Consider the following 21,863-nt stretch of genomic DNA (forward strand, 5'->3'; position numbering starts at 1 on the left):
GCCCCATCAACACACATCCCGGGGTCGACGTGATGGCCGATTGCAGAAGTGACCCGCAGCCGCGGCGTCGAAAAACGAAGATTGTACGACGCATAAAAAAATGGCTCTACTGATCCTATTCTCTGCTTCAGCAGGTCCGCGCGCTATGTCGTTGGTAACGGGAAGTCCAAAACAACAAGATTGCCAATCTCGCATACCGCGCGACAAAGAGGTTGCCGAAATCCCTACAATAATAGCACAAAACCACTGTTTGGCCGGGGCCCACCTATGAATGTTCGATCTGGCTTTCTAGAAACCATTGGCAATACGCCATTGATCAGGCTGCGCGCGGCGTCGGACATCACGGGTTGCGACATCTACGGCAAGGCCGAGTTTCTTAATCCGGGCGGCTCGATCAAGGATCGTGCGGCCCTAGCCATCATAGACGACGCCGAGCAGCGCGGCCAACTCAAGCCGGGCGGCGTCATCGTGGAAGGCACAGCCGGCAACGTCGGCATTGGCATTGCGCTTGTCGCCAATGCGCGCGGTTATCGTTCCGTGATCGTGATGCCCGACACGCAAAGTCAGGAGAAGAAGGACATGCTGCGGCTTTGCGGCGCCGATCTGCGCCTGATACCCGCCGTGCCCTATTCCAACCCCGGCCACTATGCTCGCTATTCCGGTCGCCTCGCTGAGGAACTGGGCGCATTCTGGGCAAATCAGTTCGACAACGTCGCCAACCGCGATGGCCATTATCGCACAACTGGCCCCGAAATTTGGGAGCAGACGGGCGGAAAGGTTGACGGCTTCACATGTGCCGTCGGCAGTGGCGGGACTTTGGGTGGGGTTGCGCGTGCCCTCAAGGAACGTAACCCCGGCGTGAAGATTGCACTTAGCGATCCAATGGGCGCCGCTCTCTACAATTGGTTTACCAGGGGTGAGCTGACGACAGAAGGTGACTCGATCACAGAAGGTATCGGTCAAGTACGTGTGACGAAGAACCTTGAGGACACACCGATCGACATGGCTTACCAAATCACTGATGAGGAAGCGCTACCCGTTTTATTCGACCTGATCGAGCATGAGGGGCTGGTGCTGGGCGGTTCAAGCGCGATCAACATCGTGGGGGCCGTGCGGCTTGCACGCGATCTTGGTCCAGGCAAGACCATCGTCACCATCCTCGCGGATGGTGGCCAGCGTTACCAGTCCAAGCTCTTCAATCCGGACTTCCTACGCAAGAAGAGCCTGCCGCTACCGTCTTGGATGAAGTGAGGCCACTGATCGCCGTCGCGGCGTGCGAGCGATGCCGCTGCGAGCGAACGTTAGCTGAGAGTTGATGGAAGTAACGGCCGCGGATGTCATCAGCAAAATAATGCGCAGCAAAATATCGCCATCACACGGCAGTTCGCTGCTGGGACGAAGATCCGCAAAGTCTCCTTCACATTATGAGCTGCTGCGGATTACTCGAGTAATGGCGAGCTCGCCATTACTCGAGCCAGGCACCGATGTAGTCGGCGTGACGCACGGTCGGCACGATACCGAGCGAGGCACAAACGAAGGCGCCAGCCATTTCGGCGACCAGTTCTTCGCGCGCGTACGATTTTGAGCCGAACGAACCCGAGTGGTCGCGGTTGAGGCGGGACGCACGGCCGGTCCAATGACCGAGCTCGTGAAATGCGGTCCGGTGCCAGTTGATCGGCTCGAAATAGGCAGCCGGTGGCGGCACCTGCACGAAATCGCCCACCGTGTTGTAGTAGGCGCGCACACCGCCGATGCGAAAATCCGCGCCGGTGGCGGCGATCAACGCCTCGGCTCGGGGCTCAACCTGATCTGGTGGCGCCGGGACGACCGAGGCAGCGACCCCCTCGGGCAAGCTATCGCACTGGTCCGTGTTGAAGACGGTAAAACGCTTGAGAAACGGGATGGCGCCCGGCTCTTCACCGGCCTCCGCGGCGCGCCGACGTTCGTCGTCCGGGGTGAAGCGATCGGCATAGACGACGGTCGTTCCCCGTTCGCCCTTCCTGACGTAACCGCCAAGCCCAAGCGCCTGGCGAAAAGTGAGCCAGCTCTGTCCGGAAAAGCCGTGCTCGCTAACGGCACCCCACAGGATCAGCACGTTAATCCCGGAATATCCGCGCTGCGTCGACGCGTTGCGCGGCATGGCGAGCGGCGCCTTGAGCGCCGCCGTCCCCCATGGCTGCACCCACGGGATACGGCCTGCCTCCAGCTCGGCGATGATCTTGTCGGTGATTTCGGTGTAAAGGCTCGCGCGGTCTTTGCCGGCGCGAACTCGGGCGGTATGTCCAGGCATCGCGGTCCTCCGCGACGGGCACCGGAAGCCTCTCCTCCGATCTTCAACCCGTCGCGGCAGACCCGGCCCGCACTCTCACTCTCAGTGACGGTGACGCGACGCGCTCTTTGACAAGCCGGATTTGCGGTCGCGCCGCGTCTTGGCGTTAGGGATGAAAGTCCGGCGAGCGACTCAAGAGCGATCTCACCACTCGTTGGTATCAATTTTGCATTTGTGATATCGTCTCAATGTTGCGGATGTCGATTCACGGCGTGCGCATGTTCACTGAGCCAGTTTTTTAGAGAGGACGATATGGCCAAGAAAGCGAAGAAGGCAAAGAAGACCGCCAAGGCAGCCACCAAGAAGGTGGCAAAGAAGACTTCAAAGAAAAAGAAGTAGTCGTATCCGCGACTGAGAGATTGCCGCCTGCGGGTCGCCGCAACCCGGACGCAAAGCGAACCTGTCCAAGGGATCTGAAATGTCCTTTGCATCCGTTTCTCTAGCGCGGCAAGGCAACATAAGGCCGGCCCTTTGTGCAGCTAGCTACTGCATAAAGGTCCGGTTTTTCGTTTCTGCCCGGCGAGGGCATGGTCTGCTCTTGCGCGAAGCATCAATACCGCCACTTCCTGCGACGGTGACGCCACGATTCTCTGAAAGAATGGTTTTCGCGGCACCGCAGCCTTCTTTCGCAAAAGTGATGGAAGCCCGAAGAGCGCGGAGCGAAGGGAAGGCAAAGGCACCCGGCGCGGGGCAGTGATAGCGACGCCGGCATGAAATGACGGCGGGACCCGCGACCGAGTGCAGTCGCGAGACCGGTTAACAAGGCACCCGCGTTCGGGGCAGTGATAGCGGCGCCGGCATGAAATGACGGCGGCCCCTAACGCGAGTGCCTCCGGCGAGCGACTCATGATCGCGCGAGGGATCGAAGCCGGATGGCCGAGACGCGGAGCGGCTCGGTTCACGAGAGCCAGGTGCGGCGGAAGCCGCACGCGCGCAAGAAGGGGCGCGAAGACTTGAGTCGGAGGATCTAGATTTCCTCGCGCGCATTCGTCTGCGCGTCATAGATCCTGATCTGAAGCATGGGAAAACGTCTCTTGAGCTCTTCTCCACCTGCCCTGGCGCCGTCTCTAGTTGCAAATTCGGCTTTCAGTCGGCCGTCTACTTCAAGCGCATAACCAGAAGCAGGCAGTTCACGGGTGGCAGCAACCATATCATTCCCATCGTGCAGTGAGGTGGTTGAGAATGATGGGTAGCGTGAGTCGCCCACACTGCGCTAGCACTCCAAACCCTGAGTTCCTGCCATTGCGAAATCCTGCCAGCCGGAACGAATGGCGGACACAACGATTCGTCCTATCAGGAGCCATTTCGATGCTGATGACGCGTGAACGAAGGCCGCCGATACGGACGCTGCGCGGGTGGGCGATCCACGTTCTCCAGGAAGCGGGCGCCATCCGCGAGTGCGAGGAACACGGCTGGATGCAGGACCGCGCCGATCCGCATGCAAGGGAGCGGGCCTTCGATATCGCCCGTGGAGACCCGCCTGCAGGCGTCTCCCCCGATGCAGCGGCGGCCGAAGTTCACGACGTGCTGAACTCGATTGGTGATACCTGCCCAGATTGCCCTCCTGATTAGAAGGACGGGCGCCGAGCACGACCGAAACTAACCCCGGGCGCGCCGCAGCGTAGCTTCCAATTGCTCCTTCTCCTTATGCCAGCGGGCTTTTTCGACCTGCGATCTCTTCTCGAGAGCCTCAAGCTCGGCCTGGATGGCGGCGGCCCGCTTCGCATGCTCTTGCTCAGCCTTGTCCAGCGCAGCCTGCGCCTTGTCGACAGCCTGCTGACGGCGTTCACGGTCCTTCTGCCTGGCAGCCTCTTCCTTTGCCTGTTCAAGCTGGCGCCGCTTCTGCTCCTTTTCGAAGGCGAGAGCGGCCTTTCGTTCGGCAGCCTTGTCGACGGGGCGAGAGGAAAGGTTCTTTGCCTTTGGGCCTTTCAACTTGCGGGCGACTTTCGTTGGTCCGCCGTCGCCAAGATCGGTGGGCAGCTCGGCATGCTCGCTGAAAGGTCGGTCGGTTCCGACCGGGCGCCTTAGAACGACGCCGGGCTTTGCCATGGCCGCTGCGATAACGTCCGGATCGTCGCTTTCCTTCGCCGCGCCCTGGTGGAAGAGATTGCTGTCTGCGCCCCACGCTTCCAGAGCCGCTTTCATGGAGGGAGCGGCAATCGCCAGATCGAAGAAGCCGAGCGAGGTCTGGTAGGTCTTCAGTTTTCTCGCCATGAGACGCTTCCCCGCACCGACCCGCTGACCGCTGCCATGCGATCAGCCGTGCTGTCTACCTCGCGAGCAGAGAAACTTCCAAAGCGGGCGCACAGAGCGGCCAGCCCGGAAAAAATCTCGATGCATCCGACGTGTCGGAGCGAGGTTTCAGTGAACCCACCGCAAGGATACCTTAAGCCGACTTCCGCTGCGGTTTGGCCGCCAGCTTCTTCGCCGCAGCCTCCTTGGCCGGTTTCTTGCCGGCAATCGGCATCAGCATTTCCTTCTGCCCGGCGGCCGCCTTGCGCGGCTTCTTGGTTGACTTTTTCGGCGCCTCGGCCGCCGTCGCTGCTTCTCTTCCGATGCTCTTGCGCAGCGCGTCCATCAGATCCACCACGTTCTCGCCGCGAGGACGCGCTTTCGCGGTGATGGGCTTGCCGGCGCGCTTCTGGTTGATGAGATCGATGAGGGCGGTCTCATACTGGTCTTCGAACTTGCTTGGCTCGAAGTGACCCGCCTTTTGATTGACGATGTGCCTGGCGAGATCAAGCATGTCCTTGGTGACTTTGACGTCCTGGATCTCGTCGAAATACTCGTCCGCAGAACGCACCTCGTAGGGGTAGCGCAGCAGCGTTCCCATCAGGCCCTTGTCCATGGGCTCGAGGGCGATAATGTGCTCACGATTGGTCAGCACCACGCGTCCGATAGCAACCTTGTTCATTTCACGGATGGTTTCACGGACGACGGCGAAGGCGTCGTGACCGACCTTGCCGTCAGGACACAGGTAGTAGGGCCGGATGAGATATCGCGGATCAATCTCGCTGCGGTCGACGAACTCGTCGATCTCGATGGTTCGCGTCGATTCCAGCGCGACGTTGTCGAGCTCCTCCTTGGTCACCTCGATGAAGGTGTCGGTATCGACCTTGTAGCCCTTGACGATGTCCTCGTTGGCGACCTCCTCACCGGTGTCGGCGTCAACCTTGGCGTACTTGATGCGGTGGCCGGTCTTTCGATTGAGCTGGTTGAACGAGACTTTTTCGGATTCCGACGTGGCCGGATAGAGCGCTACCGGACAGGTGACGAGAGAAAGGCGCAGGAAACCTTTCCAGTTAGCGCGGGGGGCCATGGTGGGGAACTCCGGTACTGATGCCGGATTCAAGACGATCCGCCCAGCTTGGTTCCGACACCGGGGCGATCCGAACGCGATGATTTTTTCTCAGCGACACGTCGGCCGGACTCGACTTTTGTTCACTTTATGTTCTAATTCGGAATGACCGACCGACCCGCGAGCTGGCGCATGCCGACCCCGAAGCAGATGGAAAAACTGGCCGCTGAAGCCGCCCGGAAGCCGGCTCCCCCCGCCGCGGGTCCAGATGCGCCGCTCCCGGCCGAATACTGGGAATCGGTCCTCAAGGACCCTCGCGCCGGCGCGACAGAGGTCCAAATGCGGCAGCGACGCCTTTCGGAAATTCAACGCCACGTCCTACGAATCTCCTGCCGCCGCTGCGAGCGAACCGTGGAAATCCAGACCGCCGATGCAGTCCGATTGTATGGCGGCAACGCGATCTGGAAGGACGTCGCGCAGCGGCTGCTCGACAACACCTGCCAGCAGCGCACCGGCAGGCATGAAGAAGACGGGCGCTGGCCGGCATTCGAGACGCCGTAGCCCGCTCCGGATCGCCGATCCGATCTCTTTGCGCGTGGATGTCCGGATGGCCCCGAAATATCACCCCACGCCCCTATCGGGCGGCGACCGCAAGGCTCTGGCGAAAGAGCTCGGCAAGGCGCGGGCAATGGCCAACATCCTGGCCGCCCGATCGGCGGAGACGCGGGCGAAGGGGGAAGCGCTCATCCAGCAGGCGGACAAGCTGCTATGCGAGAGTTGGAATGAACGCATGTGGTCAGATGGAGAACCGATTGATCCGTCGCCCACCCTCGACCAAGCGGTGAATGGAGGCTTCCCTTGGCTGGCGATCATGTGCGCGCGCTGCAAGACGCCGAGTGACGTTGATCTCGCGGCGATGAAGCATCCGCCGACCACCTTTGTGCACGATCTCGCCAGCCGGCTGCGCTGCCGCAAATGCGCCAAGGCGGGCCGGCGTCCTTCCGCGACTCTGCTACAACTGGCGTGGCAGCCGCGCCACCCTCGGACCGAAGCCTGACCGATGTGCAATCTCTACTCGATCACGACCAACCAAGCCGCGATCAGCGCGTTGTTCCGCGTCGTGAACCGATACGTTGGTAATCTGGCGCCGATGCCGGGGGTCTTTCCCGATTACAAGGCGCCGATCGTGCGCAATGGGGCCGAGGGCCGCGAACTCACCACTGCGCGCTGGGGCATGCCGTCGTCGTCAAAAGCGTTGATGGACGCGACCAAGAAACGCGCCGAGAAGCTGCAGGCCAAGGGCAAAACGGTCGACTTCAAGGAACTGCTACGGATGGAGCCGGACGGCGGCACGACGAACATCCGCAACGTGAAGAGCAAGCACTGGACGAGATGGCTGGGACCCGAAAATCGCTGCTTGGTACCGTTCAACTCCTTCAGCGAGTTCAACAAGGCCGAGGGCGGTGATATCTGGTTCGCCCTCGACGAATCCCGTCCCCTCGCCTGTTTCGCTGGCATCTGGACCAATTGGACGTCGGTCAGGAAGGTCAAGGAAGGCGAAACCACCAACGACCTCTATGCGTTTCTCACGACGGAGCCGAATGCAGAGGTCGGGGCCATCCATCCCAAGGCGATGCCGGTGATCCTGACTACGACGGACGAGGTAGAAACCTGGATGACCGCCCCTTCGGACGAGGCCCTGAAGCTGCAGCGGCCCCTTGTCAACGGGCGGCTCCAGATCGTCGCCCGCGGCGTCAAGGAAGATACGGCCGGGATAACGACGTGACCGACGAGGAGACGACCAGCCTCAGCCTTCGGTTCGACGCCCCATCTCGCAATGCAATCCACGACCATTCTCGTTCCAGCACGCACCATCAGGGAAGCGCAGGGAATTCCTGCTCCAAGCGCGAGCGAGGTGATAATTTCGAATAGTTGATTTCGGACGAGGAAATAGCGACGCTCACGTGCCCTTCGCGTGGAGGGAGCAGCAGTACCAGTTTGTACTGGCCGTCGATAGCAATTCGGTCTCCGGACCGTCCGACAGGCCCCCGAGGATGCGATGGGATGGATAGAAGCGATCGACTTTGATGCAATCGTTCCTGCGGCCTTCGGGAAGCGATTGAAGAGACATCTTGCGAAATCTAGCGTCCCCGGTGAGATGGTCGATCTGTATAACCGTATCATGCGCCTGTCGGGGCAAAAGCCTAATCTCGCCGGATCACTGGCCCACGAGGCGGTTGGAGTATTTGTTCGCCGCAAGGAGCGCGACCACGAGGTTCTATTCCTTGAACTCTGCGCCCGGATATGGATGGGGAACGGCGATATCGCACGCGGCCTCGACGCCATGAAAGCCCTCATTTCGCTCGCCACCAGTGGAAAGCATATGCTCGACTTGATTGAGCTGACCGATGATGTGCGCGAAACGATACTAAGCAACGATCTACCGAAGGAATTGGTCCCGAAGGCGCTCGCCGTTGCTACTCACGTGTACGCTAGGGCGAACGAGCTCGAAAAGCTGGCAGAAGCTTACCTGGAAGCGGCCATGCTCTTCGCACATCATGGTGCATTCCAGGCAGCATATCGAGCAGCGGGCGATGCCGAAGCCGCCGCACGCCAGATGAATTCACCCTCGTTGCTTGCACGGGTCCTCCAACGGTTGTCGATTATCGCCTTCAACGAACGAGATTTCGAATGGTCGGCAAACACTGGCAAGATGGCCATTGAGGCCTACTCGGCGCTCGGGCAACGCCCACCTCCCGACTTATGCTCGAATACCGCCACCGCGCTGATGAACATCGGAGCGCTCGAGGAAGCCAGCGCCAATTTCGAGGCTGTGTTGTCTGCGCTGACGCCCGAACAGTCTCTGATTAAGTTCCAAGTTTACGTCAATCTAGCTGCGTGTCGGCGCAAACTAAAGAACATATCAGGCGCGCAACATGCACTGATCCTCGCTCACGAATGTGCCGCACCTGACCATCCTGTCGAACACCTATTGGAGCTCGAACTCGTGCAGGCGCGCGTGATGGCCGACGCTGCGGCGACGGCCGAGACCTCAAAGGCCCTCAATCGCGCGATCACTCGCTTTGAAGAAATGATTACACCGATCAACCGCCTGCATTATCGGCGCGGCGTTCGCGAACGCTATGTAGCGCGCTTCGAAGGCATTCTGCACATGCTTCCTGAAGCGGGCCAGGCTGACGAGGTGCTCGTCCCACTCGCCGCCGTCTACGGCGGCGTCATTGCGGACTGGTTGGCGCTCCTCGACTGGAGTACCGCAATCGAGCACGATGATACACTTTGCACACCCGCTGCGCGATCGATCCCCACACTGGTGCGTCGGATCGCCAAGCAAGGCGCCCCCTTTCTTTTTGGATTCAAAGAAAAGTATGACGATCCCTGGGAGCCGACTTTCGATCCTCCGACATGGGATACACTTACAGAATTAGCGGGCCAACTGAGGGGAAGTGGAGTTCCACTTCCCTTCTCCAAGGCGACAGCCACTGCCAGAGCAGATCTGCTCGCCGAGCGACTGGCGGACGGCTATTGCATCACTGCCCTCACCTTCGCTGGAGGAGCGGCCCTCTGGGTTCTGTTCAATGCGCGCTATTGGCGCGTTTCATTCGACTTTGCGGAGTTGAAATCCTTTGTAAGCGCGAGAACGAGTTACGAGGAGGGGACAGCCGACCGCAGCAGCTTTATGGTTTCCCTTCGCCGACTTCGCGATCGGCTTTTGCCCGAGTTGAGTGGGATATTCGACGAAATCGCCGCATCAGAATGTCCTGGCATCATTCATCTTCAGGACGGGCTGAATGCCTTGCCAATGACCATGCTCGCGATCGAGCATGATGGCATCCGTGCAGCGATGACGGCCGGCCGGTTCGAGGTGCGCGTCGCTCCCGCGCTGTATCGTCAGTCCACTCCGCAGCCCTTGAAGGAACCACGCGTGTCCGCGATCCGTGACGATAGGGACGAACTACTCTTAGCGAGACATGAGGCGCAAGTTGCGTCATCTCTGTTTGTCGGTGCAGATCTTGCCATTTTCACGCCGAACGAAACGGATCGCCTACTCGATGAATTGCGAGATTCACATGTGCTCCTGGTCTCAACTCATGGCACGGCTATTTCACGATTGACGGACCCGATCTTCGGGTCTCTTGGCTCTCCGTCTGCGCGACATAGCATCAACGTCGACGGCATTCAGAGCATGTTTCCGTGGCTCCCTTATCGACTTGCCATCTTGAACGCCTGTCACGCCGGATCGGGTCTGAGCAGAAACTATCAGCACCAGTTCCGGACACACGACGTGGCAAGCTATCCCGCATTACTTCTCCTGAATCGATGTTCCGTCGCGGGCGCTGCCGCTTGGCGAACTTCCGATACTGCGAGCTTCCTTCATCTTGCTTTAACGGCGATCGCTCTTGCAGAAGGGCTCACGCCGGCCCGGGCGCTATCGCGCGCAACAGTGCGATTGCGAGACCTGACCAAGACCGAGGCGCAGCAATTTCTCGAATTGGTGCCCGACTCTATTGCCCGCCTGAAGTCGATTCAGAGGATTGCAACCGCTCCCGAGTTCGGCATGTTCAGCGAACCGTACCTGCATTCGGGCTTCGAAACCTACAGCCTTGTTTGAGGCCAAGCTCGACGTGACCAGGCATCACGCTGCGCTCATCCATCGCAATGACCCGCCTCGATATCCCGGTGCGCTTGAGCGGCATTCGAGCGCGATCGAGACGTCAGACCAATGCGTAATGCGCACATCGGAAATAGCAACCCGTCGATGACAAGGTGGACTGATTTCATAGCGGCACGGAGGGTACGATAGCTAGGCGCGAGTTTCGAACTTGCAAATTGTAATGATATCTCAGTGTATTGCGACGCCCGATGCAACGTTCGACTTCACATTCGCGATTTTGCCGAAGCGATCCAGACGCGGGCTTCCGCTTCTGCCGTCCGCTCGACTTCCTTCACTTCGACGTCGTTGGCCAGGAAACTCTGTTGCCGCAGCGGCGGGACTTCCTCTGTGACAGATCGGGGTTCAAACGGCGTCCGCGCCCGCGGCGACCAAATTACTCGTAGGGCAATTCGCCGAGCAGACCGATCATGAGGTCGCTGTCGAGTTGCGCGAACGGAATATCGACGTAGTGATCGGGATGCCGCGGTTTGGCTCTCCCGTCATTCGGACCATTCCTGGTGTGCCCGCGCACCTCCTCGCCGTTTTCCTTAATATAAGGCAAAATGACCAATCGACCGTGGTTGATCGAGCGGATTGTGCCTTCAACCCACAACGTGCTTCCCTCGGACTCTCTGGTGGACGTGGTCTGTTTGACCTGCCAACCGATGCCGCCCTCTTCTTCGTACCAGAAGACGATGCCGTTCGAGACCAGCACCTTCTGGCCGTTGGCCAATGCTTCCGCCAGCAGGCGCTGCACGCTTGCGAGTTGCAGCAACTGGTTGGCGCGTGGCAACAGGATCTGGCGGATCTTGGCTTTGGTCTTTCCCCAATGGTCGTCGGCGCTGTAGCCGAAGCCGTTGGCGATTCGTGCTCGCATGGCCTTTTCCGCGGATCGCTCACCTGCAATGTAAGGCTTTGACCATTTATTGTCGTGCGAGAGATAAAGAACGGAACGGCGCCAACTGCGGTCCGTCTCCCGGACCGTCACGATCGCGACCCTCAGATAGGGCATGTCTGAAAGCTGTTCGCTCAATTGCTGACGGAAAGGAGCCGACTCCGCAGGCAGCACGATTGCGGAAGGGTCTGCTCGCGGATCACTGGCGTGCCGGCGACGTGCCTCGGCGAGCATAAGTTCCTCTTCGTTGCGAAGGCGTTCTTTGGATTGCAGGTTCTTCGCGACTTTAAGCTGGAGCGAACGTTTACTCACAGCATCCATCTCGCGCGCTGCGAGCGCGTCGTGGAGCGCCTGATTGAGCGTGGCGGCAGCTGATAGTGCGGTCTCGCGATCCGGATAGACGTCGCCGCGCACGCGTCCATTCTCGGTTGGCACCCTGCGGTCACGCCAGACCGAAGCCTTGTCACCCTGCTCCACCAGTTCCTGCATCAGCCAGTTATCGAACAGCGGGCGATAGTGTGGCCACACCGCCAGTGCAGTATCAAAATCTCGGGCGTTGTCTCCCCATTTCATCGCATGCCCTCAAGTTCAATCAGCTATAATTCGCTCGGCACGGTCGGATCTGCGACACGGCGTTGGTGGAAGTGAAGCGCCGCGCGGAGAAATTGGATCGGGCGGACGTCGGTGGCGCAGCAGGATCCGTGACGAAAGTGGCGAACGATTCATTCCACTCGTTGCTCAACCTTGGAGCCGGACACGAGCGCGCAGCCGCTCATACAATTGCACTTCTGCTTGATGGGTCAGTTCTACCACGATTGCAAAGCGTTGTTGCGTTTCAAACGTTCCAGCCCAACCGCCGTCGCAACGCACGACCAGATAATAGCTGTCACCATAGGCTTCGGTGCCGCGCGTAAACGTCACGCTCGCCATTTGCAGAGTTCCGCGTTCGCGCTCGCGCGGGCCCGGCTTCAGGTCGCAGTCAAACCGATTGTCGATATCCGGCTGACGTCCCTCATCTTGAGTTCTCCGTCGGAAGTGCTCGAAGATCAGATCCGGACTACATCCTCGCACGAGACGAAAATTCATGCCAATTCCAGCATAGTCGGCGCGAGTGTGACGAACTGGGGGATCGAAGGCAAGCGTCACGCGGATGCTGCGACGACCGCCACTCTGGAACGGTTCGGGGATCGGCAACTGATAGACCGCAAAGTGGTCGAGCGCCAGTTCATCCTCGGCGTACAGCACGACGCGATGGTCATCCGAATAGGCTGCTCGCTCTGGATCGACAGCACCATGGCCGCAGATTGAACGGATGGCATCGTCACCGAGGGTTTGAAGCCTGAGCTGGGCCTCATCCGGAATACGCGCCGCGCCTGCTAGCAGCGCACGGACAAGGTTTGCAGATGCACGGGGAAAGCGCGCAAGAATCTGCGCTGCTTTGTGGGCAACGCGAGGGGCCGCATAGGACGTGCCAGACCCCGCCGTAAACAATCGGTCAAGAAATAGATGATGGAGCGTGAGAACGCCGGCCGTCGGCAAGTCTTCGCCCAGACGCAGCCGCCCTACTGCGGGATCGAATACCATTGTGCCACCGACATCGACCAGATCCGGCTTGATGGAACCGCCGATGCCGGGTCCTATCCTCGTAAAGGGCGCAGGCTCGAACGCGCGTGTAATGGGTCGGATATGAACGTGCTCGACAAGATCGGGCCCAAGACCCTCGCCGTGCGCCAACGCGCCGACCGTGAGAACGTTCATGGCGCCCGCAGGCTCACACAGACGGTTGGCCGGCTCGAGCAGATAGCCGGGATATTCCGTCACGGCCTGTTCCAGGCGGTTGCCGCTGCGCGGCGCGCGATTGCCGGCCGACACGATGATGACGGAATCGAGTTCGCGGGCGAGTTCATCGAGCGTCGCGGCCCAGGGCCCAACCTTGCCTCCGTCATAGGTGCGCTTGGGATCACCAAGCGCGACGACAAAGAGTCGGCAACCGAAACGCTGATTGAGAGTGGTCAGGGCTTCGCGCATCTGGGAGGGAACAAGACGACGCTCGTCGAACTGACCACGTTCGTTCACGACCTTGGCCGAAGCAATGCGCCCCGCTCGTACCAACGTACCAACAGCAATCTGATCGCGCAGATCGCCAAATAGCGACACGCCGGCAACGCGCGTGCCGTGGCCCCGATCGTCGGCCGTGCCGAGCCTTTCCGGCACTCCGATCGCACCGACGATGGCACCCGCCAGCAACGGATGATCGTTGACGCCGCTGTCGATGATACCAATGACCGGCGCGTCGTTGCCCAGGTCGTCCATCTCCGGCAAATCGGCGATCGTCAGCTCAAACGCCTCGCCGGTAGCGATATCAGGTTCTGGCGGCAGATCGAGATCTGCAACGCCTTCGACCGTGAGAAGAGTTTGTATCACGCTGCCCAACATGCGCGCGCGCAGCATCGTAATCGACGGTCCAATATAGCGGTCAAGCACTTCGCCGCCCCGCGCATCAATGTACTCGGCGATTTGCTCAAGCTTTCGGGTACGGAGTTCACGCCGGCCGATGTCCCATAGCTCGAGGTCGAGAACGAAGATTCGGTCCGCATCGAAGTCCTCGGGCACCGTCAGGCCTTCTTCGCGTAATCGCAGTCCAATACGGTCGCGGGGCTCAACGGCGCCGATCTCTTCGATGCGGGTGATGAAGCCGTTGTAGGACGGAGCGGCTTGTCCAGGCGGGGTTCCCTGCGCATAGGCTTGCAGGCGATCACGAAAACCCTGCAGATCCTCATTCGAGGCGAAGAGGATCAGGGTTTTGTCTTCGTCGCTGGCGAGAAGGGTCAGTCCAAGCCGCTCCCAGTCTTCCTCCATCGTCATTCCGGTCATGCGAACACGCAGAATGAGCGACGGATCGACGAACTCCGGGCGACGACGGCGTTGCTGCTCGGCGAGCGCGGTGTCGAGCTCGGCCCGAAGCTTGCGGCTATGTCCGCCTACGTCTCGTTGAGGAGCGGCACCACCTCCTCCATGCTTCCGGCGTTCGAGACGCTCGGGTAGTCGCAGGAGCTGGAGGTGGTCGTAGCGCGGCACGCCGGATCAGTCTTCCAAATGCTGCAGACGTGCGGCGCCAGACCGCCGTCGAATCTCATCAGCGACGGCATAACGGAAGTCCGGTTCACGGACTTCTTTGCGGCGCTCGATCACGGCGGCCTTGATCGCCTGCACGCAAATGCGTTCGATCTCGGCGAAAGAATAGCCTTCGAGCGAACCGACGTGGGACACCGGATCGAAAGCTGTTTTGATATTCTTGAATTTCAACGAAAGGAAATGCTCGATCATCTCCCGGTCGGGCTTTTCGAACCAGATGACTTCGTCGAAGCGACGCCAGACCGCAGGGTCGAGAGACTGGTCGAGATTGGTCGCCGCGACCAAAAAGCCCTTCGGCTTGATCCGGTCGATGAAGATCAAAAGGCTGTTGACCACGCGCCGCAGCTCATTGTGCTCGCTCGTATCGTCACGCGAGCGCGCTAGGGCATCGAATTCGTCGAGAAAAAGGACGCAGGGCTGCTTGCGCGCGAACTCGAAAATCTTGCGAACGTTGGTCGCGGTTTCGCCGAGGTAAGACGAGATCAGACGGTCGATCTTGACCACGAACAACGGAAGCCCGAGCTCGCCCGCGAAGATCTCGGTGCAAAGAGTCTTTCCGCAGCCCGGAGGTCCACAGAACAGCAGCTTCGATCGCACCGGCAGTCCGCTGCGGCGGATGTCATCGGCGCGGCGAAATTCCTGAATTAGTCCGGAAAAGATCCGGATATTGGCCTTGCTGAGAACAATGTCGCCCTTGGTGTGCTCCGGCTCGACGCGCTCGACGAAGTCGTTGGCGGCGTCCGGGAACGGAATGAGCGGTGCTAGCGCCCGTGGGGGAGCTGCGCGGTTCGAGTTATGGTCGAGGGTTTGGCGGAGCGACCGCGCCAGAACGCGGTTGTTCTTCTGCTCCTCCTCAAGAATAATCTGTTCGGCAACCGCCCGGAACTCGTCGTCCCGGCCGTAACTCGCCAACAGCTTTTTCATCAACTCGCCGCGAGCCATTAGCAGTCCACTTGTCTAGCTTGCCGTTAAACATAGTTTGGATCGTCCGGTCCCACCATGCCTTTCAGCCGTTAAAGCCACGTCAACCACAGCCAGATTCGGGCTGACGGCAGCGGCTCAGCAAGCTGCCTTCGACCGAGCCGGTGGGCATGGGCCGGCGCGTACTAGGGGCTTATGCATCAGGCCCAACAGATAGCGAACAAAACAAGAATCCGCAATAGTCGGTTTGTGCCCGGGAATCGGGAATTTGTGCGCCACCTCTAATCGCTCGGATGAATCGCGCAGCGATCATTCAAGCCGGAAGCTCGTTTTTTTGTGGCGTGACTTTGTACCCGTCGTCACTTTTCTCCACCGCATAGTAGGTACCGCGAAGCCGGAATGTCGCCGGCAACGGCACGTCGGCATGAGGGTTTGGCGCGAGTTGGTAATCGCCGTCCAGCTCGCCGCGGTGATTGGCGATCTCCGCGCGCGAACAAAGCAACCCGCTGAGGCCATTGTGTTGCCCGTCCTGAAAGACTCCGGTCGAGATTTCAGTGCCGGGTTTAGCCGCCTCCCCGGCTTGTTCCGCTTTGGGCGCTTTCTTGATGCTCCCGCGAAAATGATACCCGGATCCGACGATCTGGGCGGTCGTTTTCTCCAGCGTGAGATATTGGGGCCCGAGCGTATACGCCGCTTGAAGAATGCGGGGTGGATTGGAGTCGGCACTATCGAATGGAATTCGCCGGGGATTCAGTGCGATGACGAACACTTCCGCCTTCGATATGTGCCCCTTCTCGATCCAGTTGGCGTATTGGCGCTCGTACTTCTCGGAGATGCTGTTGAGATACCGCAACGCCATTTTCTCATTCGGGACGTTATACACCTCACCTTCCTTAGGCGCCTCGACATAGTCGGGCTTGCCGGGATCACCAGGACCAGGCGATACGGCTTCGAACCAGATGCGTTGCCCTCGATAGATGATGCCGACATCGGGCCCCGGTTTGGGACATGTCACCTCATATCCGTTCAGTATCAAGGAGGCCGCGAGGTGCATTTCCCAATACCGGGCATCGAAGTTATCAGGCATCTCCGTCAAAAAGTCATTGTCGGCGTAAGATTCGAAGAACCTCCAATAATATTCAGCGCGCAAGCGAGCCGAGTATAACGGGCCATCCTTGGCATCCCGCACATTGCGATACCCAGCGCTGCCTATCTCACCGATGATGAAAAGTGGCTTTGGCATATCATCATCTCTGCAAATCGTGCTGTCGCCGACCCAATGAAAGGATGTATATCACAAATATTGCAACCGTGGAGCCTACATTGCACTGAAATGTCCGGCCAGCTGCTAGCTCGCCGACCGCGTCTCGCTCTCCATCGCTTGCCTAGCTTCCACGAGATTGATCCGAAAGTTGCGACCGTGCTTTCGCAACATTGCGATGAGGTGTTGGCCGTCTACGAGTGAGAGTGGTTTGTCCTTGGCAAATTCATAAGCGTCCGGTCCGTAGCTGCTTGTCGTAACGATGATGCCGCGATTAGCTCCCTCGTTTACCACCGTGCCATAGAGATCTCGAATAGCAGCAACATCGACAGGCCGCGTGTAGCGCTTTGCTTGAAGAACATATTTCCCGCCGCGCAAGGGGTCTGGGTCGAACATGATAGCGTCAACACCCCGATCACGAGACGCGCGGGTTACCTTTACTTCAATCCCGCTTTTGCCGAATTCCCACTCGAATAACTGGCTGACAAGATGCTCGAAATCTTCCCAAGGCATGGAGGCTAGATTTGTTTCGGCATCCAGTGCGTCCGCGACATCCTTGTTTGGTACAATGCGGTCATCGTCCTTGTTCAGTACGAAGATCGGTCGAACAGGTGCGACGGTTTCAACGGATGGCGTGGAAATGCCCTTGAGATGCCGGAAACAGGCTTTCACATCGACTTGATGAAGCTTCAGCGCAACAACATCCGATTTCGCTGCCTGGAGGCTTGCGATCACACCTTCCTGCGGCGTGCCGGTCGCTGCATCGAACCAGCTTTGAACAACGTTGATGGCAACAGTGTCGAACCAATTGCCTGCGTCTGACATGGAAACCAGATAGGCCGCGCGCAAGCAAAGCGCGTACAGCAGGGTTTCTGTTGTGCGTTTGCGCTCGGCAGCTGACACGGTAGTCCAATCGGGATTCCACGATTTGCTTCCCTTTGGCTTCACGATCGGAAGTTGCTTGAAGTCTGGCACACGTACGGTCGCAAGTATCACGCGCGATTGACGATCGAGCGCGACGTCGAAAGCAAGCATCAGCAACGGATGTAGATGGTGTCGTACATGTGAGATCGACATGAGCAAACGCAGCGCCGCATCATCACCTTGTTGGCAAGCTTGCTTAAGCTGGCCGAGTTGCTCGGCTTCCTTTTGGTACTGGTCCAGGAACTGCTCAAACAACTGTTTCGCCTTAGCCTCAGCCTTGGCGGCGCGTTCGACAATATAGTGATCGTATTGCCCAGGCGGTGTCGCAGGACGTTCGGGGGCTTTTGGAAACTCGGGCACGGGAATGGGATCGAGCAGCGCGTATCCGTGAGGTGGCCCCAACGAGCTTTCGTAGAGAATGCTCGATGCGCTGGCGAGGCTAAGGGCCGAGGGATGGGATCGAACAGTGAAAAATCCGAGATCGTCGCTTTGATCTTGAGGCTTCAGCGCTCCCGCATATGTCAGACGTTTAAGGCTGCCCTCGTACGAGTCGAGCCTGTATCCGTATTGTCGCCAAGGATCACGTGACACGTCGGCACACGCTCGGGTTGGGGAAGTCGGGCTCCCATTTTGGTCGGCGAAAGGTCCGCTGTCGACAACAAACTGCTGCCCAGGGAAGCCCCGTCGTCGAAACTCCCCAATAATGTCAACGACTAGGAAGGAGGTGTGCCCTCGCCGGCCTTCTCCTTGCGCTGAGGGATGTCCCGCTTTTCCTCTGGACCAATCTCACATTAGAAAGGCCTATGGACGCAGCCGAATTTGGCCAAGAATTTCTCCGGACCGTTTGAATTGGACTATTGCGATCGTCATGCACAAGCCGCGTTTTACCGATCCGCTTGGGGCAGCCCTGCCAGCCCTTGAGCAGAACATCCTAAAATACCGAGCGATGCAGATCGTCCTCGTCATGTTCTACGCCGAGGAACTGAAGCGCGAAGTGCTGGACTGTATCCAGACCTCGGACCAATGGCTCGCGCGCAATAAGACGGGATACGTCGAGCGTGTTCCTCGATGCGTGAAGAACCCGGTCGACAAGGCCCTCAATGCGCTCATTGCGGACGGGGCGATCAAACCGCAGGACAAGAAGGAGATCGTCGAGCTCATCGACTATCGCAATCTCATCGCGCATCAAATGCACAATATGCTGGCCGACCTCAGCCCCACGCAATATGCGCGAGACCTTGCTGCCTTTGGGCCACACGCCCCTAAATACAACTACGATGCCGTCAAGCGCTTTCAACACTATCACAAGCTTTTCGATGACTTGTACCTGACGCATCACTACATCACGACGCTCAGCATGAATACATTGCTGTTTCGGGCGGCGGAGAAGACGTTCCTCGCCGAGATCAGGCGCCTCGACCGCAAGATCGTTCGGCAGCTCAAGGAGAGGAATGCCGCAATCAAAAAGGTGAATGCTGAATTGGCGCTCAAGGGCACCGGGCTTGAGGGCGAGTACGACCCGGGTCACCCCCGAAACCACTTTGAAGACAAGCGCCTCACCAAGCGGGGCATCGAAATTTGCTACCGCCTGTTCGACCACGACAGATCGGAGATGGCTGTTGCGCACCTGATGCGGCTCTCCCTGCTCGCCGTTAAGAAGCGCAAGAAGATGTGGACCAAGCTCGGCGGAAAGTCCCGCAAGAGAGTCGACATCGACACGATTCCGGACCGAAAAGCATCGAGGCGCAAGCGACGCTTATGAGATGTGGGCGATGTACGGATCGCAACTCAGCATCTAAGCTCGGACTGAGAGTGCTCCATGCATGACCTGTCCGACGTGCTGATCGCGGCCACAGCGCATTTGGCCCTGAGTGTTTCCGCTTGCCGGTCCATGGCGGCGGACCGATCTATCGCGAGCGCGTTTACTGTTATGAACTCTATCACCAGATGCGCTTGCGGTGGCCCGCTGAGGGCCCCTTTCGCTTGAACGGCGAAGTCCACAAGAACGCCCATCCAATCCTTTCTCAGCTCGGTGCGAGCTACGCTAAACCCCATCTTCTTGTACATGGCCCAGGAGCATGGGGCTGAACCATGCCGTCATCGAGGTCAAATCGCTGATGGCGAGGCCGGCGGGTAAGCGGGCTTCCCCGGCCGTTCCTATTGCCTCCTTAGCGGTATGAAGGCGGCAGGCCGTTGATGAGGTTGCAGGCGATCCGGTAAATCTCGTAAGTGCCGATCTTGGAGAAGCGCTCATCGATAGGTTCAGGCCAGAAACGGGCAGCGGGGTAACCACGCTGGTGCCAATAGGCCTGGAGGTGCTTCGAAAGGGCCATCGCACCTCTCTTGCTGAGCCAGTCCGAGCCACGTCCAAACGCCTCATCGTTTGCCGCAATTATTCCTGTACATCCTCCAGTACCTACCATTGTCCTCATCGGCACCTCCGCCAAGTTGTTGTGCGATGCAACAGATGTAGCGGCACGTCGCGGTGCGCATACAAATTCACACTTGATAATTAGAAAGCGATTGCCGTGTTCATACGCGGATATGCTACGTCGCTCTGTGACGCCAACATGTGTCGCTCGCCGGAGGCACTCGCACGAAGGGCTGCCGCTTCGCGGCACCGCTATCACTTCCCGAAGCGTGGGTGCCTTGTTAACCGGTGTCGCGACTGCACTCGCTTTCGGTCCCCGCCGTCATTCCATGCCGGCGTCGCTATCACTGTCCCGAAATCGGGTGCCATCTCTCTCCGCCGCCGCTTCGCTCTAGCGGCGACAACGATCAACGCTTGGCCTTCATCGGTATGCATCTGGAACACGCCGAGCGGCCCTTCCGTAGCGAGGCAGTGATATTGCCCTTGCTTCGATGAACCAGATGACCGTGGCTTATACATCGCCAGGAATACACCGCTTGTACTCCTGCATACTTCCTATCCACCAGGCAAAGCCCGTGCGTTGCGCCCCAACGACGAAGTTCGCGGATATCCAGCTTTCGGTTGCCTGCACAAGAAGGGCACCATGCCCCGCGGCGAATTCGCCATGGCTCTGCAAACCAAGGGGGATGGTCTGCTACCGCACACTTCCATTCATGTCGCTCGCCACCGAGGTATTGCTGCGACACAAGAGAGCCGCCACGCTCTGCCGCGACGGTTCTCAGTTGGGCAAGTTCAGCCTGGAAGAGATCCGCCTTTGGAAGACGCAGTCGTTTATTTACGCCAACTGCTTTCAGTGAAGCGGCTACGCCTTCAAGCAGGTTATGCGGCGGAAACGGACGCTTCACGGCCATCACTTCGACCAGCGTCACTCCGTGCACACGGCAGGCTTTGCGCTTTAGAGCATCGGTCGCCTTGATGCTCGCCTGCGCCTGATGGTGAGGCCCTTGATATTCGAAGGCGATAGACAGCTTTTCGCAATAGCCATCCAGTTCGAGCTTGCGACCTGTCTCCGCCGCGAGCCATGCTGGCTTCACCTTCGGGAATTTCGTGCCGAACGTTGCTTCGAATATTCCCCGAACGATCCGCTCTCCTTTCGGGCCACAGTATGGGCACCAACTGCCTGAGTGGATCAGGCTGTTCGCGTCGACCTCCCATTCATGCGCATTGGCGCACGCAACGCGGAGCCGCGTCCCAAGGCCTTGCCAGTCTCCGCCACCGACGATGCGAACAATATGTCCGCCACGCTCGGCAATGCGTGCTTCCACGACCGCACGCGGTATGGCCGGCTTGGGCGGATGAAGCCTCCTGCGAACCGCGTCACACTCAGGGCACCAGTTGTTCTGGTGAACCACCTTGGAAATGGCTGTACGGAAAGGCTTGTGAGCCGCGAACTTGCATTTCCATGGCACGTGCGTCTGCGTGGAGGCCGGGACTTTAGCAAGACAAGAACCGCCGAACCGTTCGCGCGCAATTTCGTTCAACCTCGCGACCGAAAGGAATTTGGCCGTCTGTCGCTCCGCGTGATCCTCGAATTTGCATTTCGGGCACCACCGCCCATGTCGAAGATTGTCAGGCGCGACCGCAAACGTATGGCTGCGCTCACAGCGAATCCGCAGCTTCGCTTTCGCGGAGACGTAGGTTCTCGACAGCAACGTCCCACCGCGCTTTTCCACGATCTTACGCATCGAATTGAGGAACACGCTTTTTTCTGGCCGTGCGTTCCAGCCACCGTTTTTCCGCGCATGCTCGATAAGGCAGGCGGCACAGTTTGGGCTGCTGACATAGCGGGGTGCCAGATGCCCCCTGCGGCATGGTTTGCCGGTAAAGAAGCGGTCGACTCCTAGCCGGATGGCTTCGGCACGCGTCTTAGGCAGCTTTGAAAGTTCTCTTCGCATGCGATGCGGGCCAACGTTCGTGACTTACGACAATACCGAAGCGAATAGAAACCTCAAAATGCCGACGGCAACGTTGCACTTCGACGTGCCGTGGCTGATCAT

Annotated in this window: 19 protein-coding genes; 7 read left to right on the forward strand and 12 right to left on the reverse strand. The window is 59.1% G+C overall.

The annotated features are described in order from the left end of the window. Positions 1 to 267: 267 nt before the first annotated feature. Entirely contained in the window at positions 268 to 1,251 is a 984-nt protein-coding gene (locus tag ACWAT4_RS31405; protein WP_449728914.1) for a cysteine synthase A, read from the forward strand. Positions 1,252 to 1,465: 214 nt separating this feature from the next. Here ACWAT4_RS31405 and ACWAT4_RS31410 read toward each other — a convergent pair whose 3' ends face one another. The 3 genes from ACWAT4_RS31410 to ACWAT4_RS31420 form a co-directional block, all read right to left on the reverse strand. After that, positions 1,466 to 2,290, reverse strand: a complete 825-nt coding sequence (locus ACWAT4_RS31410; protein WP_449728915.1) for an ArdC family protein — start codon at positions 2,288 to 2,290, stop codon at positions 1,466 to 1,468. A gap of 224 nt (positions 2,291 to 2,514) precedes the next feature. Next, the gene (locus ACWAT4_RS31415; RefSeq protein WP_271611465.1) at positions 2,515 to 2,760 is read right to left on the reverse strand and encodes a hypothetical protein; all 246 of its coding nucleotides are present in this window, start codon (positions 2,758 to 2,760) and stop codon (positions 2,515 to 2,517) included. Between the two features lie 536 nt (positions 2,761 to 3,296). Continuing rightward, positions 3,297 to 3,479, reverse strand: coding sequence for a hypothetical protein (locus tag ACWAT4_RS31420; RefSeq protein WP_085398880.1), 183 nt, complete (start codon positions 3,477 to 3,479; stop codon positions 3,297 to 3,299). Between the two features lie 158 nt (positions 3,480 to 3,637). On the opposite strand from ACWAT4_RS31420, the gene ACWAT4_RS31425 reads away from it, so the two are divergent. Continuing rightward, positions 3,638 to 3,901, forward strand: a complete 264-nt coding sequence (locus ACWAT4_RS31425) for a hypothetical protein (protein ID WP_449728916.1) — start codon at positions 3,638 to 3,640, stop codon at positions 3,899 to 3,901. Between the two features lie 27 nt (positions 3,902 to 3,928). Here ACWAT4_RS31425 and ACWAT4_RS31430 read toward each other — a convergent pair whose 3' ends face one another. Next, positions 3,929 to 4,543, reverse strand: coding sequence for a cell envelope biogenesis protein TolA (locus ACWAT4_RS31430; protein WP_262047326.1), 615 nt, complete (start codon positions 4,541 to 4,543; stop codon positions 3,929 to 3,931). A 172-nt stretch (positions 4,544 to 4,715) separates the two neighbouring features. Beyond that, positions 4,716 to 5,648, reverse strand: coding sequence for a non-homologous end joining protein Ku (ku, locus tag ACWAT4_RS31435; protein ID WP_449728917.1), 933 nt, complete (start codon positions 5,646 to 5,648; stop codon positions 4,716 to 4,718). Between the two features lie 144 nt (positions 5,649 to 5,792). On the opposite strand from ku, the gene ACWAT4_RS31440 reads away from it, so the two are divergent. From ACWAT4_RS31440 to ACWAT4_RS31455, 4 genes are all read left to right on the forward strand, one after another. Further along, on the forward strand, positions 5,793 to 6,188 hold the full coding sequence (locus ACWAT4_RS31440; protein WP_449728918.1) for a hypothetical protein: 396 nt from the start codon (positions 5,793 to 5,795) through the stop codon (positions 6,186 to 6,188). 46 nt (positions 6,189 to 6,234) lie between these two features. After that, positions 6,235 to 6,684, forward strand: coding sequence for a hypothetical protein (locus tag ACWAT4_RS31445; protein ID WP_449728919.1), 450 nt, complete (start codon positions 6,235 to 6,237; stop codon positions 6,682 to 6,684). A 3-nt stretch (positions 6,685 to 6,687) separates the two neighbouring features. Next, entirely contained in the window at positions 6,688 to 7,413 is a 726-nt protein-coding gene (locus ACWAT4_RS31450; protein ID WP_449728920.1) for an SOS response-associated peptidase, read from the forward strand. Between the two features lie 273 nt (positions 7,414 to 7,686). Then, positions 7,687 to 10,257: a CHAT domain-containing protein gene (locus ACWAT4_RS31455; RefSeq protein ID WP_449728921.1), complete on the forward strand. Its 2,571-nt coding sequence runs from the start codon at positions 7,687 to 7,689 to the stop codon at positions 10,255 to 10,257. Between the two features lie 436 nt (positions 10,258 to 10,693). Here ACWAT4_RS31455 and ACWAT4_RS31460 read toward each other — a convergent pair whose 3' ends face one another. The 5 genes from ACWAT4_RS31460 to ACWAT4_RS31480 form a co-directional block, all read right to left on the reverse strand. Further along, complete coding sequence (locus tag ACWAT4_RS31460) at positions 10,694 to 11,767, reverse strand: hypothetical protein (RefSeq protein WP_449728922.1); 1,074 nt, start codon at positions 11,765 to 11,767, stop codon at positions 10,694 to 10,696. Positions 11,768 to 11,932: 165 nt separating this feature from the next. Further along, on the reverse strand, positions 11,933 to 14,272 hold the full coding sequence (locus tag ACWAT4_RS31465) for a S8 family peptidase (RefSeq protein WP_449728923.1): 2,340 nt from the start codon (positions 14,270 to 14,272) through the stop codon (positions 11,933 to 11,935). 6 nt (positions 14,273 to 14,278) lie between these two features. After that, complete coding sequence (locus tag ACWAT4_RS31470) at positions 14,279 to 15,271, reverse strand: AAA family ATPase (RefSeq protein WP_449728924.1); 993 nt, start codon at positions 15,269 to 15,271, stop codon at positions 14,279 to 14,281. Between the two features lie 292 nt (positions 15,272 to 15,563). Beyond that, positions 15,564 to 16,493, reverse strand: coding sequence for a hypothetical protein (locus ACWAT4_RS31475; protein WP_449728925.1), 930 nt, complete (start codon positions 16,491 to 16,493; stop codon positions 15,564 to 15,566). Between the two features lie 105 nt (positions 16,494 to 16,598). After that, positions 16,599 to 18,026 (reverse strand): restriction endonuclease, encoded by a 1,428-nt coding sequence (locus ACWAT4_RS31480; RefSeq protein ID WP_449728926.1) that lies wholly within the window; start codon positions 18,024 to 18,026, stop codon positions 16,599 to 16,601. A 277-nt stretch (positions 18,027 to 18,303) separates the two neighbouring features. Here ACWAT4_RS31480 and ACWAT4_RS31485 point away from each other — a divergent pair, with 277 nt between their 5' ends. Then, entirely contained in the window at positions 18,304 to 19,197 is an 894-nt protein-coding gene (locus ACWAT4_RS31485) for a hypothetical protein (RefSeq protein ID WP_449728927.1), read from the forward strand. 406 nt (positions 19,198 to 19,603) lie between these two features. Here the strand turns inward: ACWAT4_RS31485 and ACWAT4_RS31490 are convergent, their stop codons facing one another. After that, positions 19,604 to 19,768, reverse strand: a complete 165-nt coding sequence (locus ACWAT4_RS31490; RefSeq protein ID WP_449728928.1) for a hypothetical protein — start codon at positions 19,766 to 19,768, stop codon at positions 19,604 to 19,606. Between the two features lie 445 nt (positions 19,769 to 20,213). After that, positions 20,214 to 21,761: a hypothetical protein gene (locus tag ACWAT4_RS31495; RefSeq protein ID WP_449728929.1), complete on the reverse strand. Its 1,548-nt coding sequence runs from the start codon at positions 21,759 to 21,761 to the stop codon at positions 20,214 to 20,216. Positions 21,762 to 21,863 lie beyond the last annotated feature (102 nt).

Source organism: Bradyrhizobium sp. T-1, assembly GCF_053592855.1.

Coding starts and splice junctions, on each gene's coding strand:
- ACWAT4_RS31405 (WP_449728914.1), top strand. CDS start 268: ATGAATGTTCGATCTGGCTTTCTAGAAACCATTGGCAATACGCCATTG.
- ACWAT4_RS31410 (WP_449728915.1), bottom strand. CDS start 2,290: ATGCCTGGACATACCGCCCGAGTTCGCGCCGGCAAAGACCGCGCGAGC.
- ACWAT4_RS31415 (WP_271611465.1), bottom strand. CDS start 2,760: ATGCAAAGGACATTTCAGATCCCTTGGACAGGTTCGCTTTGCGTCCGG.
- ACWAT4_RS31420 (WP_085398880.1), bottom strand. CDS start 3,479: ATGGTTGCTGCCACCCGTGAACTGCCTGCTTCTGGTTATGCGCTTGAA.
- ACWAT4_RS31425 (WP_449728916.1), top strand. CDS start 3,638: ATGCTGATGACGCGTGAACGAAGGCCGCCGATACGGACGCTGCGCGGG.
- ACWAT4_RS31430 (WP_262047326.1), bottom strand. CDS start 4,543: ATGGCGAGAAAACTGAAGACCTACCAGACCTCGCTCGGCTTCTTCGAT.
- ku (WP_449728917.1), bottom strand. CDS start 5,648: ATGGCCCCCCGCGCTAACTGGAAAGGTTTCCTGCGCCTTTCTCTCGTC.
- ACWAT4_RS31440 (WP_449728918.1), top strand. CDS start 5,793: ATGACCGACCGACCCGCGAGCTGGCGCATGCCGACCCCGAAGCAGATG.
- ACWAT4_RS31445 (WP_449728919.1), top strand. CDS start 6,235: ATGGCCCCGAAATATCACCCCACGCCCCTATCGGGCGGCGACCGCAAG.
- ACWAT4_RS31450 (WP_449728920.1), top strand. CDS start 6,688: ATGTGCAATCTCTACTCGATCACGACCAACCAAGCCGCGATCAGCGCG.
- ACWAT4_RS31455 (WP_449728921.1), top strand. CDS start 7,687: ATGGGATGGATAGAAGCGATCGACTTTGATGCAATCGTTCCTGCGGCC.
- ACWAT4_RS31460 (WP_449728922.1), bottom strand. CDS start 11,767: ATGAAATGGGGAGACAACGCCCGAGATTTTGATACTGCACTGGCGGTG.
- ACWAT4_RS31470 (WP_449728924.1), bottom strand. CDS start 15,271: ATGGCTCGCGGCGAGTTGATGAAAAAGCTGTTGGCGAGTTACGGCCGG.
- ACWAT4_RS31475 (WP_449728925.1), bottom strand. CDS start 16,493: ATGCCAAAGCCACTTTTCATCATCGGTGAGATAGGCAGCGCTGGGTAT.
- ACWAT4_RS31485 (WP_449728927.1), top strand. CDS start 18,304: ATGCACAAGCCGCGTTTTACCGATCCGCTTGGGGCAGCCCTGCCAGCC.
- ACWAT4_RS31490 (WP_449728928.1), bottom strand. CDS start 19,768: ATGGCCCTTTCGAAGCACCTCCAGGCCTATTGGCACCAGCGTGGTTAC.
- ACWAT4_RS31495 (WP_449728929.1), bottom strand. CDS start 21,761: ATGCGAAGAGAACTTTCAAAGCTGCCTAAGACGCGTGCCGAAGCCATC.